The sequence below is a fragment of the Methanosarcina subterranea genome (assembly GCF_055385895.1).
This window is the reverse complement of record NZ_AP042426.1, coordinates 1,284,043-1,297,265: the sequence shown is the minus strand read 5'-3', so window position 1 is coordinate 1,297,265 and position 13,223 is coordinate 1,284,043. Positions and strand designations below refer to the sequence as shown.

Sequence of the window (13,223 nt, the reverse complement as noted above, 5' to 3'; positions counted from 1 at the left end):
GAAGGCTTATCTTTACAGCCGTAAAAATAAGAAGCCAGTTTAAGATAAGCAGCAAATTATACTTTTTTGAAAATTTTCTCTTTCACACTGACAGGAGTAAACAGTTCCCTTATTTCAACGGGCAAAGTTTCGGACTTGCCAATAATCAGATAACCGCCATCTGAAAGAGAATTATAGAAATCATTCAGCATTTTTATTTTTTGATTCTCGTTAAAATAGATCATAACGTTTCTGCAGAATACGGCATCAAAATGTTTTGAAATCGGAGGTTCACTGGTAAGGTCATGTCTCTGAAATCTGATCAATAGCTTCCGGATGCTTTTAACTTTGAAGTCTTCCCCTGCAGGCTCGAAATACTTGCGTGTAATGGAAGGGTCCATATTTTTTAGTTGCTCTTTGCTGTAGATTCCCTGGGAAGCTCCTTTCAGGCATTTTTCGTCAATGTCCGTTGCATAGATGGAGACGCTCCAGTCTTCCGGCAAAACCTCTTTTGAGCAGATGCCGATCGAATAGGGTTCCTCTCCATAGGAGCAGGCTGCACTCCAGAACCTGACCATGTTGCTTCTGGACTTTTTTTTCCTTTCCATTATATCAGGCAATATTTCTTCCCGGAAAAACATAAATGGAGTTTTATCCCGCATAAACTCTGTAACGTTTACCGTAAGGGAATTTATAACCTCTTTCATCTCATTCTTATTTTTTTCCAGAAGCCCGGAATAAGTTGCATAGTTATCCGCACCTACAACTTTCATCCTCAGGTCGATTCTTCTTCTAAGATAAGTATCCCTGTACCCGGTCAGAATAATACCCGATGATTTCGAAATTTTTCGTACAAGAAAGTTAAAGTCATCGTCAATATTTACAACCACAGTACTTCCCCTTTAGTATATTTGACAATCATGCTGCCGTCTGCAGGATTAAAAATAACATTCCTGCCGACTTCCCCACCCACATCTTTTGCAAGAATCGGAATATTTCTTCTAATCAGAGTTTCTTCAACGGATATTGCATTTTTATCGCCAATTTTGAGAATGTCCAGGTTCATATGCTTAAAAACCTGGGCTCCTCCTGCAAACTTTGCAGTAATCCTGTTTTTCCTTGCCCCCATTTTTACCATATCTTCAAACATTTTTTCTATGGCTGTTTCTGCATACTTGGTTTCGCCGTTATTTGAAGCCCCGGGGAGCAGCACGTGCGCTATTCCGCATAGGCCTGTTGAAACATCGGAAAGAATAACGCCAATACAGGAGCCCAGACCCATTACTTTTAAGAGGACATTTTTCCCGATCTTGTATTCTCCTATCCCGGCAGATAGTTCTCCGTCCAGGTTTTTAATGTTCAAATTTGATCTGGTGCCCATCAGGTGACTTTTCGCAGCATTAACCATATCACATGACCGGCAAGAATCCTGAAATGAGCAGGTATTCGAAAGTGAACAAAAAGATTTCACCAGTACATCCCTGCTGGTTAAAAAAATCACTTTCCCACGTTCATTCGAGACGAATAAAATATTGCTACTCATAGCTGTCCCAGGATTTTCATCATATCATCAAGCAGACAGGGTTCCGGAAGCATAGCCAAATAAATCTCTATATCCGAATCAGAGCTGAGGGAGGTCTCAAATAGAATTATATGATCGCTTTTCCTGGCCATTTGCGAAACTACCGAATCAATGACTGCCGTAGGTACGTCTACTGCGAAATTGGGAGGGGACGGGAGTAATATAATATCCATAAAATCAGCTGATGCATCACAAAAAGAGGAGGATAATATGTTCCCGACCTCCATAATTGTAGACTCATACATTTCCTCATCCAGCTCTTCCAGACCGAATAAATCGCCTGCAATTTTTCTTGCCGACTTTTCGGGAAACATAATATATAGATATCCGGATCTTTTTTCTTCGAGGTCCTGCAGTGCTATGATTACCCCTGCAACAACCTCGCCAATGAATTCACTGGAGAGATTTTTTATTTCTCCGATCTTAACCTTCGGAACTGAGAGGAAGACGTCCTTATTAAGTAATTTAGAGAGAGATGTTGCAGCATGCCCGGTCCCGATATTCCCGAGTTCCTTTAAAACATCCAGTTCCACTTCACTAAGATTTTCCAAATCAGTCATCAATATCACCCTTTATAAGCATTGAAACATCTATAATCGGTATTACACGCCCATCACCCAGAATTGTGGCACCGATAAATCCTTTTGAATTTGAGAAAGTGTTTCCCAGTGGTTTAATGACAATTTCTTGCTGGTCTATAATAGAATCAACTATGAGGCCAATTTCCTCATTTTCTTTTTCAACAATTATGGCGATTTCTTTATCTAATTTATCACATTCTACATTGAAAAGTTCTTTCAGCCCTACAGTTGGTATCAGCTTATCCCGAATATAAAGCACAGGAGTTTCTTTAACGAGCTTATAATCACTGCTATCAACACTCAAAGCTTTCACAACGTTAGCAATCGGGATCGCGTACGTCTCGGACCCGACCTCTACTAAAAGAGATTTTATTATAGCAACTGTAGGAGGCAGATCAATTCTGATTCTGGCAAACTCTCCTTTCTTTGAATATACCCTGACCTTTCCTCCCAGTTTTTCAACAGCAGTTTTTACCGCATCCATGCCCACACCCCTCCCAGATATCTCTGTTGGGGACTCCTTTGTCGAAAAACCCGGAGCAAAAATGATCATTCGAATTTCTTCTTCACTGAGGTTTTCTACGTCAAATGATGATAATAAGCCCTTCTCAACAGCTTTCTTTTTTAATACTTCAACATCTATGCCTTTACCGTCATCTTCAATCTCAATTATTACGTTGTTTTTCTCTCTTCTGGCGGAAAGTTTTATGTGCCCTACTTCGCTTTTTCCGGCTTTTTTCCGCTCATCAGGATATTCTACACCGTGGTCAACGGCATTTCTCACCAGGTGAACCAGAGGATCACTAATTTCATCTAAAATCGTCCTGTCCAGTTCCGTATCCTGCCCTTCAATTTCAAACTCGATATTTTTGTTGAATCTTCTACTTAAATCCCTTACCATACGTGGAAACTTACTGAATACTCTCTCAATTTTTACCATCCTTATTCTCATAACTTCATCCTGCAGGCTTGAGATTGATTTATCCAGAGTCCCGGTTGCTTCTTCCAGTTCAGGCAAGTTATATTCCTGAGAGATCTGAAGCAAACGTCCTTTGTTTATAACAAGCTCACCAACAAGATTCATTATATTATCAAGATTGGAGGTCCTGACACGGATAGTTTCCTGTCTTTTTGTTTCCAGCGGTTCTTTTGAGGATGTTACCGATTCAGAGAAGTGATTGATTGGGTCTTTTTCCGATTCTCCGATTTCAGGGATCTGCTGTGGCTTTAATGCCTGAATATGGAGATCTTCAGAGTCCTCTACCAGAGATTGGATTTTATCTAATCGAAGCTCTTGATCGAAAATACTTTTATCAGGAATACTCTTATCAGAAATACCTTTATCAGAAATATCCTTATCAGGAATACCTTGGTCAGGAATACCCTGGTCAGGAATACTCTTACCAGGAATACTCTTACCAGGAATACTCTCACCAGGAATACTCTTATCAGGAATACCTTCATCAGGAGATTTTTTAGAACTTTGCTCTGAGATCCGGTTTTCATCCAGTTTTGACTCTTGATAAGGAATTGCAGAATTTATTTCAGAGTCGTTTTCTAAAACATGAATCTCCTGTGAATTAGACCCGTCAGGAGAAGAACCCTTACATTTTTTCTTTGGAAGTACTCCAGCAGATTCGGTTATTTTGAAACAGTTTATTGAGTTACTTATTCTACTTAAAATGCAACGCAGTCTTGCTGCCAGACTGTATATACAGGAGTGAAATGTATCTAATTTGTTTGTGGATGAAACAGCTGTTTCTGACACCATAGCTGGAGCTGAGGGGGCATCTAGTTGAGATTCCTCTGAGATAGAATTATTAAATTTATCATATAAGACAGAATTATTAAATTTGTCATATGAGGCAGAATTATTAAATTTATTATCAGAGAAAGAATTATCACATTTAGTATCGTCATTACGGTCAATATTAAGGGGTTTAATTTCAGAAATATTAAATTGTTCAATTTCTGAAATTCTATCCATTAGCCCTTCAACCTCATCGCTTTCCCCTGAAAGGAATACTTTAAAGTGACCATCAAAGTTTTTATCCATCCCATTTTCATCTGGCTCTGTTTTAGCTAATTTACTTATATCTTTGAGAGATTCTATGATTAACGCTGCTCTCAAACCTTTCATAACACAGTCATTAGCAAGAATTACATCCAGAACAAGATTACAGTCATCCGGATCGCAGGCTTCCTTATTTTCTTTTATTTCAGGGCATTCAGAGTTTGTAGAAGTATTTTCTTCTGATTGATTCATGGATATTATTTTAGGAGATAAGACCTTATTTTCCAATGGTAGTATACAAAGAGTCTCCTGTCCACTATCCTTCGTTTTTTCGTAACTTTCAAAAGCTTCCAGGAGGTCATCTATTTTTACACTATCATTATCTGCGTTTTCTATTTGTTTAACAATGTCCATGATTCGGTCAACTGTCGAAAGCAGAATGTCAACCAGTTCACCATCTATCTCTATGTCCCCATTTTTTATGCCACAAAGGACCTCTTCCATGCTATGGCACAGATGTTCAAGTGATGTATATCCGAGAAATCCAGCCATTCCTTTTATTGTATGGGTTATTCTGAAGATTTCGTCAATTGCGGCAGCGTCTCCATTTTCCAGGTCCACAAAAGATTGATTAAATACATCGAGACACTCGTATATTTCCTGAAGGAAATCGCTTTTATAGGCTGCCATATCACTTTCCATTGCATTTCACCTCCAACCTGCTCACAATTTCTTCAGGGATATCAAAAATGGGTTTCACAACATCAATAGCTCCAGCTTCAATTGCAGCTCTTGGCATCCCAAAAATAACACAGGTGTCTTCACTGCACGCAATTGTGGAGCCACCTGTATCTCGTATTTTTTTAAATCCGGAAGCACCATCATTTCCCATACCTGTAAGGATAGAAGCAACTATATTTTTTCCATACACTTCTAACATACTTTCAGCCGTTACATCAACCGCGGGCATTACAGCATGGACCGGCTGGCTTTTAATGAGCTTTATTCTTGTGACATCCAGAGCCTTTCTGACGGTCATGTGGTAGCCGCCCGGTGCCACATAAACAGCACCTGCCTTTACTTTTTCATTATTTCTGGCTTCCTTTATTTCCAGTTCCGACAGAAAATTCAATCTTTCTGCCAGCTGCCTGCAAAAATTACCTTCAGGCATGTGCTGGACAACAAAAACCGGGGCAGGCAAATCTCCGGGTAGCCTGGGTATCACCTGTTCAAGAGATGAAGGGCCACCTGTAGATGAGCCAATAAGAATTCCAAAATCCCCGGAACATTTCCATTTTCCCCTGACGACCTCCCCTTTAAATTTCCTCATATTAAGTAATCTTAAGATGTTCGGGTTTGATCTGTGGATATTTTTTATTTTTTCAATAATTTCGCTCTCTACTTTACTTACTTCATGGTGGGACTCGGATTTTGTAACAAAATCTATTGCCCCGAGATGCAAAGCTTCTAATGCCTCTTTTGAGCCCTCGGTAGTCAGAGTGCTAAACATGATGATGGGAACCGGATCCGTATTCATAATGGTTTTAACAGCAGTCAGCCCATCCATAACTGGCATGTTAACGTCCATTACAATAATATCAGGGTGTAATGCTTTTGACTTTTCTACAGCTTCTTTTCCATTACACGCATCTCCGACTATCTTTATATCCGGGCTGCTGGCAAGCATGCTTCTTATTGCCATCCGCATGAAGGCAGAATCGTCAACAATAAGAGTACGGATCATGCTACCCCGAAATTCATTCACCGATTACTTTCTTAATCTCTTCGATGACTTTAGGAGCCTGGAAAGGTTTTATAATGTAGCCTCTTGCTCCCAGTTTTATGGCTGTCTTTACTATATTCTCCTGCCCGATGGCAGTACACATCACAACTTTAGCGTCTTTATCAATGGACTTTATTTGCTTTAATGCGTCAATTCCTGTCATTTCTGGCATGACAACATCCATTGTAACTACATCCGGTTTGAGCCCTCTATACATTTCCACAGCTTGCTTTCCGTTTTCGGCTTCCCCTGCAATATCAAATCCGGCACCGAAAAGAATGTTTTTTAAAAGTTTTCTCATAAAAGCTGTGTCGTCAACGATCAATACTTTTGCCATATTTATCCCCCTAAAAATTATCTTTTAGATATTTTATCAACCATACTTACCCCGTGAGGGGTCAATTCAATTTCTTTTCTGATTTTTACAACTTTAGCCAACCCGGCATCGACAAGGCGGTCATAATAACTGTTAAGTCCGTCTGTTGATATCCCAATAATATTTTCAATTGATGCAAAATCCAATCCAGAATAAATTAGAGTGAGAATTTGCATCTCATCTTCGGACAGTTTAATCGCTGGTTTATGTTTTTCAAAAAGTCGCTGAAGATAGCTTTCAAGCATTTCCAGCGTGCTTTCCGGACAGAGAACCAGGCTTGTTACTACATTACTTTTTTCAACATGAGAAAGGACAAGAACCTTTCTCTGTTTCCCACCTACATCTCTAAGATCGGTTTTAACAGACCCGAGATTTTCAATTGGAATTCTCTTCTGGTTTTTAGAGGACAAAAACCAGAATCCTTCATCTGTTACACTGAAATACCCTTTTTCCCATTGTGCATTCGATGAGACAACGCCACCAACAGTAGCAGATGATAGGAAAAACACTGCAAACTTGTCTGCTTTGAGATTAAATGCAATAAATTTGAAAACCTGGTGATGAAGATTTGGAGGAAGTTTAAGTATGAATTTTCCCTCTTTTTTAATCTGGATGCAATTAACACCCTCTACATCAATATCTTCCAGATCTTCTATTTCCCCGAGAGGGATGCTTCTCTTGCCTATAATAAGACTGCTGTCGGTCACTACAAGTCCCACATCCACCCATCCGCCATCGTAAGTTTTAACAGGAGCTCGAAGGTGGATTTTATCGGTCATCCCTTTATCTCCTTCAGCTCTTCTTCACTGAACAACTCTTTAAGGTCCATCAGTGTAAGAAGCCCGTCCTCAAGTTTCCCCACTCCCTTTAAAAACCTTGAATCGTCTCTTAAAGCCAAAAACCTGGGTATCTCCTCGATATTCTGGGAAGATAGGTATTTTACTTCACTGACACTGTCAACCATCATTCCTATCGTGGCATTATTGTATTCAACAACAATAATCCGGGTATTTTCATCGTTTTTCTTAGCTTCTTTGCCAAGTCTTTTCCTGAGGTTGATAATGGCTGCTATCTGCCCTCTGAGGTTTAAGACTCCCTCTACAAAGACAGGTACATTTGGAATTCTGGTGATTTGAGTTGGCAGGATAATTTCCTTCACCTGGGAAATTTCAACTCCATATCTTTCCTCTCCAAGACTGAAAACAATTACCTGAATAGTATTATCCACATTTACAATCTGACTATGATAACTCATTTTATATCACCTGAAGGCTGATAAAAGTGCAGAATACTAACCGCAACATTCCGTTAGCCTTGAAATCGAACAGCTCTGAATTCGACATTCAGTATATTCTAGAACTCTTCTTCCTATCGAAATGCTGTGGCTTTCCAGAAGAGGGTTGATTGTTTTTCTTTTCTCCCGAAACATTGAAATTTTCCAGAAGAATGTCAACTGTTTTCTGGGCAAGCCCGCTGACATTCTGTACCGAAGTGCTTACCTGCTGCATGGCAGCTGTCTGTTCTTCGATAGCGGCAGAGGTTTCTTCACTGCTTGCTGCATTTTCTTCAGCTGTGGATGCGGTTTCACTGATGCTTTTCTCAATATTTTCAATCTTGGCCAGACCTTCATCTGCAAGCCTGTCCAGTTCAATAAGCATGGAGTTTATGGTGGCAACGGCAGTGGCAATTTCGTGGCTCTTATTCAAAGCCTGTTTAATGTTTTTGCTTCCGGTTTTAGCCTGGACATCCGCTGCATTAATAGCTTCGGTCACTTTTTTGGTCTCTTTCTGGACGTTTGTAACAATCTCATTTATTTCATCAGTACTTTTCCTTGAATCGGCAGCAAGTTTTCGGACCTCATCGGCAACAACGGCAAATCCCCTGCCGTATTCACCGGCTCTTGCGGCTTCAATGGCAGCATTCAATGCGAGAAGGTTGGTCTGATCTGCAATAGATTTGATTTTCCCTGTAACAGCACCTATGTTGTTGACAGCGTCATCCAGAGAGTGAACTATGTTTCCGAGTTTGAAAATTTCTGCAACAAACTGCTCCACTCCTTCCAGAGCCATGTTGTTGAGGTCCTGGGCTTCTTCGCTTGTTTTGCCTGCCTGGGAAGCGTAGCTGGAAGATTTAGTGGAAGATTCGCTGAGCTTTTTGAAAATTTCTTCGGAAGCTTTTATATCCGAAGCTGCTGTGCCTGCATGCCTTGAAAGGTTTTCTGAACCGGTTGCGATCTGTTCTGCTGCGGTTGAAATCTGCTGCATGCCGGTATTCATCTGGCCGACGGCTTCTTCCGATTGCCGGGCTTCTTCAAGGGTTGTGAGCATGTCTGCAAGAATATCCTCAATAACACATTTAAGATTAGTAACAAGCTTATTGAACTCGTCAAAAGTATTACCAAAATCATCGTCCTTGATCTTATCCAGGTGAGCATCAAGGTCCCCCTCGCCAATCCTTCTGATACCCTCCCCAAGGTCTTTCAGACAGCTATTAGTATAATTTAAAAGGTCCTCAACTTCCTTTTCTTTCTCTTTCATCTCAGTCGTATCAGTTATGATTGTGAGATTTCCGATAATTGCTCCAGCATCATCTTTTATAGCTACGGAAGAGGTTACTGTGTGTAGAGGCTTATCCAGAGCCTTGAGTTTAAGTGACCGTTCAAGGTTATAGACTCCTTCTCCAGTTTCCAGTACTTTTTCAGCAAGTGATTTTTTAGTGCTGCTCTCCATTAAGTCGGAAGGCGATAAACCGATTGCTTCGTCCATATTTTTAAACTTACAGACTTTCGCAAAGTAATCGTTAATGTACTTTATTTTTCCGGAAACATCTACATAAAGTGCAAGTGATGGTTTGGGTATGCTACTGACAATAGTCCTCTGGGATTCTTCTCTCCGTTTAACCTGTGGAGTTACATCCAGAAACACACCGTCAATATAAGCGATATTTCCTTCATCATCTTTCACTGGGTGAGCCTGTTCCTGAATAAAGATTATACTGCCATCGGATTTTTTGATTCTGTATTCAGCCTGATAAGGAGTTTTATTTTTCATTGCTTTCTGTACAACCTTATCGACAAGAGAAAGGTCTTCAGGAAGAATAATGTCAGACCATGATAGTTTTTGGGAAATGAAATCCAGTTTAGAATAACCGGTCAGTTTTTCTACACTTTTACCGATATAATGTATAGCCCAGGAAGACTCACTCGATACTCTGAAAACAGTTACTGGAAGACTGTCTATAAGTAAGCTTATCTCTTTCGCTTTTAAATCCTCATCCTCAACTAAATTTTTTGGTGAGTTCTTTTGTTTCGTCTTTCCTAAATCAAGAACTGTTGAAGGCATATATAATCAATCCCCTAATGATTTATATAATAACTATGATTATAATTAGAGGAAGTATTTAAATTTATAGGTAAAAAAAGAAACATTTCGTCTGACCAAAATTTTAAATATTTCTTAACTGCTTTTATATATAGCTTTTATATATGGATAGGATAAAACAGACATAATAACTCATTTATCCATAGATAATAGACTTTATCTCCCTTTCTTTATTATCCACATTTACAATTTGAGTATTATAACTCATTCTATACACCTGAAAAATAGGGCTAATGGGAATTGCAGAATACAAACTGATGAATTCCATTAGCCTGAACTCGAAAAGTTATATCAAACAATTCAGTACAAACTACAATTTAGAATTTCGCTTTAGACTTTCCCTTCCTATCGAAATGCTGTGGCTTTCCAGAAGAGGGTTGATTGTTTTTCTTTTCTCCCGAAACATTGAAATTTTCCAGAAGAATGTCAACTGTTTTCTGGGCAAGCTCGCTGACATTCTGTACCGAAGTGCTTACCTGCTGCATGGCAGCTGTCTGTTCTTCGATAGCGGCAGAGGTTTCTTCACTGCTTGCTGCATTTTCTTCAGCTGTGGATGCGGTTTCACTGATACTTTTCTCAATATTTTCAATCTTGGCCAGACCTTCATCTGCAAGCCTGTCCAGTTCAATAAGCATGGAGTTTATGGTGGCAACGGCAGTGGCAATTTCGTGGCTCTTATTCAAAGCCTGTTTAATGTTTTTGCTTCCGGTTTTAGCCTGGACATCCGCTGCATTAATAGCTTCGGTCACTTTTTTGGTCTCTTTCTGGACGTTTGTAACAATCTCATTTATTTCATCAGTACTTTTCCTTGAATCGGCAGCAAGTTTTCGGACCTCATCGGCAACAACGGCAAATCCCCTGCCGTATTCACCGGCTCTTGCGGCTTCAATGGCAGCATTCAATGCGAGAAGGTTGGTCTGATCTGCAATAGATTTGATTTTCCCTGTAACAGCACCTATGTTGTTGACAGCGTCATCCAGAGAGTGAACTATGTTTCCGAGTTTGAAAATTTCTGCAACAAACTGCTCCACTCCTTCCAGAGCCATGTTGTTGAGGTCCTGGGCTTCTTCGCTTGTTTTGCCTGCCTGGGAAGCGTAGCTGGAAGATTTAGTGGAAGATTCGCTGAGCTTTTTGAAAATTTCTTCGGAAGCTTTTATATCCGAAGCTGCTGTGCCTGCATGCCTTGAAAGGTTTTCTGAACCGGTTGCGATCTGTTCTGCTGCGGTTGAAATCTGCTGCATACCGGTATTCATCTGGCCGACGGCTTCTTCCGATTGCCGGGCTTCTTCAAGAGTTGTGAGCATGTCTGCAAGGATATCCTCAATAACACATTTAAGATTAGTAACAAGCTTATTGAACTCGTCAAAAGTATTGCCAAAATCATCGTCCTTGATCTTTTCCAGATGAGCGTCAAGGTCCCCCTCGCTGATTTGCCTGATGCCTCCGCCAAGCTCCTTCAGACAGCTATTAGTATAATTTAAAAGGTCCTCAACTTCCTTTTCTTTTTCTTTCATCTCAGTCATATCAGTAAAGATTGTAAGACTGCCAACAATGGAACCAGCCTCATCTTTTATTGGGACGGATGAGAGCACTATAAACAGAGATTTATCTGCACCCCTGAGTTTGACGGATCCTTCAAGATTATAGACTGCTTCTCCGGTTTCCAGTACTTTTTCAGCAATCGATTTAGTTTTCTCATTACCGCGTGCCAAACTACTACTTTCCACTATTTCAGAAGGCGACATCCCGACGATTTCATCCGAACTATTAAGGTTGCAAACTTCTGCAAAGTAATCATTAAGATATTTTATCTTTCGAGACGAATCTACATAATATGCAAGTGATGGCTTGGGTATGCTGTTAACAATTACCCTTTGAGATTCTTCTCTCCGTATTATCTGCGGAGTTACATCCAGAAACACACCGTCAATATAATTGATGTTTCCTCCATCATCTTTTACCGGACGAGCCTGCTCCTGAATAAAGACTATACTACCGTCGGATTTTTTGATTCTGTATTCAGCCTGATAAGGAGTTTTGTTTTTCATAGATTTCTGTACAACCTTATCGACAAGAGAAAGGTCCTCTGGAAGAATAATATCAGACCACGATATATTTTGGGAAGTGAAATCCAGCTTAGAATAACCGGTCAGTTTTTCCACACTTTTACTGATATAATGTATAGCCCAGGAAGATTCACTCGATACTCTGAAAACAGTTACAGGAAGGTTATCTATTAACCAGCTTATCTCTTTTGCTTTTGAATCCACATTTTCAATAAATTTTTTTTCAGAGTCATTTTGAGGTTGAAACTTCAAATCGCAATCTTTTGAAGTCATAAAATACCAATCTCCTAAATATATAAATACAAACTATTAATATAATTATAGGCAGTATATAAGATTATAGGTGAAAATAAAACTCTTACAAACAATAAAATTTCAATTACTGCTAAGTATTTGCTTCACTCGGGCAGTGAAAAGCAAACATAACAATTCAGTTATCTAACATTGAAATGTGTAGTAATACTTACGCGGAGAAAATTTGTTGAAATGTTAATTTTAAGAAATTTTTTAAATATGTTTCCGGGTTGTAATAGCAGTTCCAAAAGTGATTGAAAATGAAATATTCCACCTTCTAACTTTATGCCGTATAGAACTACAAATGCTCTGTTATGAAATAAAAAAGTCTGATCTGACACCATAGTACAATAAGAAGCAAAAACGAAGAAGGAGAGGAAGAATGTTTATAGAAAAAATACTTTACCTGACTGAGAGATACCTTCATGGAAACTGTCTTACAGTAGTAACTTAACAGAGCACCATGTAAAGATAGATGACCAGCTTGCATAAGACTTATAATTTCAGCAAGATACAATTTCAAAATTGGTTCTATAATTGTCTTTAGACTTTATAAATTTATTGAGTTTAGGGAACTCAAACCTCTTAAGAGTTGAGAAGCAACTTAATGTTTTCGAACTACAATAAAGTTAATTAAATTGTGCATAAGCGTACAGATTTCATAGGCTTATGAGGGAGTTGATAAATTTATATAAATGAAGTGAAAAAATGATTATACCCTCGTTGTCAATGTGAAACTTTATATACATCCAGGTAATCTGTTTCAGAAATGTATTATTCAGACCTGGGGTTCTTATGACAAAAGTCGAAAAGGTACTACTGCTACTCAAAAATATGGTGTATGAAAGCACCAGCCCGCAGGAAACTCTCAAGTTTGCGAAGTATTATAGGAGTAAAGGACTCGATGTGCTGGTTATTCTGTGGGGACCTATGGGAGTATTGCTTGCAAAGAAAGATAAAACGAGAGGGTCACCTAAATACGATGCCTCAGTTCAGGAATGCATTGAGATGGGAGTAGAGTTTCGATGCTGTCAGCTTGCCTCAGATATGATTGGCCTTAAGAAGGAAGAACTGATCCCGGGAATTGAGTTTATTTGCTCAAAAGATGTAGCTGAACTATTTCTGACGTACAGAGAGGAAAACCAGCTTATTATAAATTTTTGAATCT

Annotated in this window: 11 protein-coding genes; 1 reads left to right on the top strand and 10 read right to left on the bottom strand. The window is 39.3% G+C overall.

Going from position 1 to position 13,223, the window contains the following annotated elements:
• Positions 1–56: 56 nt before the first annotated feature.
• From ACZ5A8_RS05830 to ACZ5A8_RS05785, 10 genes are all read right to left on the bottom strand, one after another.
• Complete coding sequence (locus ACZ5A8_RS05830; RefSeq protein WP_464532753.1) at positions 57–869, bottom strand: CheR family methyltransferase; 813 nt, start codon at positions 867–869, stop codon at positions 57–59.
• A complete protein-coding gene (locus tag ACZ5A8_RS05825; protein WP_464532752.1) occupies positions 860–1,522 on the bottom strand; it encodes a chemotaxis protein CheD in 663 nt (220 codons plus the stop codon). The genes ACZ5A8_RS05830 and ACZ5A8_RS05825 overlap by 10 nt, the downstream gene beginning before the upstream one ends.
• Positions 1,519–2,121 carry a chemotaxis protein CheC gene (locus tag ACZ5A8_RS05820; protein WP_464532750.1) on the bottom strand — a complete coding sequence of 201 codons (603 nt, stop codon included), beginning with the start codon at positions 2,119–2,121 and terminating at the stop codon, positions 1,519–1,521. The genes ACZ5A8_RS05825 and ACZ5A8_RS05820 overlap by 4 nt, the downstream gene beginning before the upstream one ends.
• A complete protein-coding gene (locus ACZ5A8_RS05815) occupies positions 2,114–4,858 on the bottom strand; it encodes a chemotaxis protein CheW (protein WP_464532749.1) in 2,745 nt (914 codons plus the stop codon). The genes ACZ5A8_RS05820 and ACZ5A8_RS05815 overlap by 8 nt, the downstream gene beginning before the upstream one ends.
• On the bottom strand, positions 4,848–5,900 hold the full coding sequence (locus ACZ5A8_RS05810) for a protein-glutamate methylesterase/protein-glutamine glutaminase (protein ID WP_464532747.1): 1,053 nt from the start codon (positions 5,898–5,900) through the stop codon (positions 4,848–4,850). Before ACZ5A8_RS05810 ends, ACZ5A8_RS05815 begins: the two co-directional genes overlap by 11 nt.
• 13 nt (positions 5,901–5,913) lie before the next feature.
• On the bottom strand, positions 5,914–6,276 hold the full coding sequence (locus tag ACZ5A8_RS05805) for a response regulator (RefSeq protein ID WP_229391849.1): 363 nt from the start codon (positions 6,274–6,276) through the stop codon (positions 5,914–5,916).
• Positions 6,277–6,293: 17 nt separating this feature from the next.
• Complete coding sequence (locus ACZ5A8_RS05800; RefSeq protein WP_229391850.1) at positions 6,294–7,094, bottom strand: CheF family chemotaxis protein; 801 nt, start codon at positions 7,092–7,094, stop codon at positions 6,294–6,296.
• Entirely contained in the window at positions 7,091–7,570 is a 480-nt protein-coding gene (locus ACZ5A8_RS05795) for a chemotaxis protein CheW (RefSeq protein WP_464532746.1), read from the bottom strand. The genes ACZ5A8_RS05800 and ACZ5A8_RS05795 overlap by 4 nt, the downstream gene beginning before the upstream one ends.
• An 88-nt stretch (positions 7,571–7,658) precedes the next feature.
• Positions 7,659–9,656, bottom strand: a complete 1,998-nt coding sequence (locus ACZ5A8_RS05790; RefSeq protein ID WP_464532745.1) for a methyl-accepting chemotaxis protein — start codon at positions 9,654–9,656, stop codon at positions 7,659–7,661.
• A 356-nt stretch (positions 9,657–10,012) separates the two neighbouring features.
• Positions 10,013–12,034 carry a methyl-accepting chemotaxis protein gene (locus tag ACZ5A8_RS05785; RefSeq protein WP_464532743.1) on the bottom strand — a complete coding sequence of 674 codons (2,022 nt, stop codon included), beginning with the start codon at positions 12,032–12,034 and terminating at the stop codon, positions 10,013–10,015.
• 816 nt (positions 12,035–12,850) lie between these two features.
• Here ACZ5A8_RS05785 and ACZ5A8_RS05780 point away from each other — a divergent pair.
• On the top strand, positions 12,851–13,219 hold the full coding sequence (locus tag ACZ5A8_RS05780; protein WP_048065599.1) for a DsrE family protein: 369 nt from the start codon (positions 12,851–12,853) through the stop codon (positions 13,217–13,219).
• Positions 13,220–13,223 lie beyond the last annotated feature (4 nt).

Coding starts and splice junctions, on each gene's coding strand:
- ACZ5A8_RS05815 (WP_464532749.1), bottom strand. CDS start 4,858: ATGGAAAGTGATATGGCAGCCTATAAAAGCGATTTCCTTCAGGAAATA.
- ACZ5A8_RS05800 (WP_229391850.1), bottom strand. CDS start 7,094: ATGACCGATAAAATCCACCTTCGAGCTCCTGTTAAAACTTACGATGGC.
- ACZ5A8_RS05820 (WP_464532750.1), bottom strand. CDS start 2,121: ATGACTGATTTGGAAAATCTTAGTGAAGTGGAACTGGATGTTTTAAAG.
- ACZ5A8_RS05810 (WP_464532747.1), bottom strand. CDS start 5,900: ATGATCCGTACTCTTATTGTTGACGATTCTGCCTTCATGCGGATGGCA.
- ACZ5A8_RS05825 (WP_464532752.1), bottom strand. CDS start 1,522: ATGAGTAGCAATATTTTATTCGTCTCGAATGAACGTGGGAAAGTGATT.
- ACZ5A8_RS05780 (WP_048065599.1), top strand. CDS start 12,851: ATGACAAAAGTCGAAAAGGTACTACTGCTACTCAAAAATATGGTGTAT.
- ACZ5A8_RS05790 (WP_464532745.1), bottom strand. CDS start 9,656: ATGCCTTCAACAGTTCTTGATTTAGGAAAGACGAAACAAAAGAACTCA.
- ACZ5A8_RS05805 (WP_229391849.1), bottom strand. CDS start 6,276: ATGGCAAAAGTATTGATCGTTGACGACACAGCTTTTATGAGAAAACTT.
- ACZ5A8_RS05795 (WP_464532746.1), bottom strand. CDS start 7,570: ATGAGTTATCATAGTCAGATTGTAAATGTGGATAATACTATTCAGGTA.
- ACZ5A8_RS05785 (WP_464532743.1), bottom strand. CDS start 12,034: ATGACTTCAAAAGATTGCGATTTGAAGTTTCAACCTCAAAATGACTCT.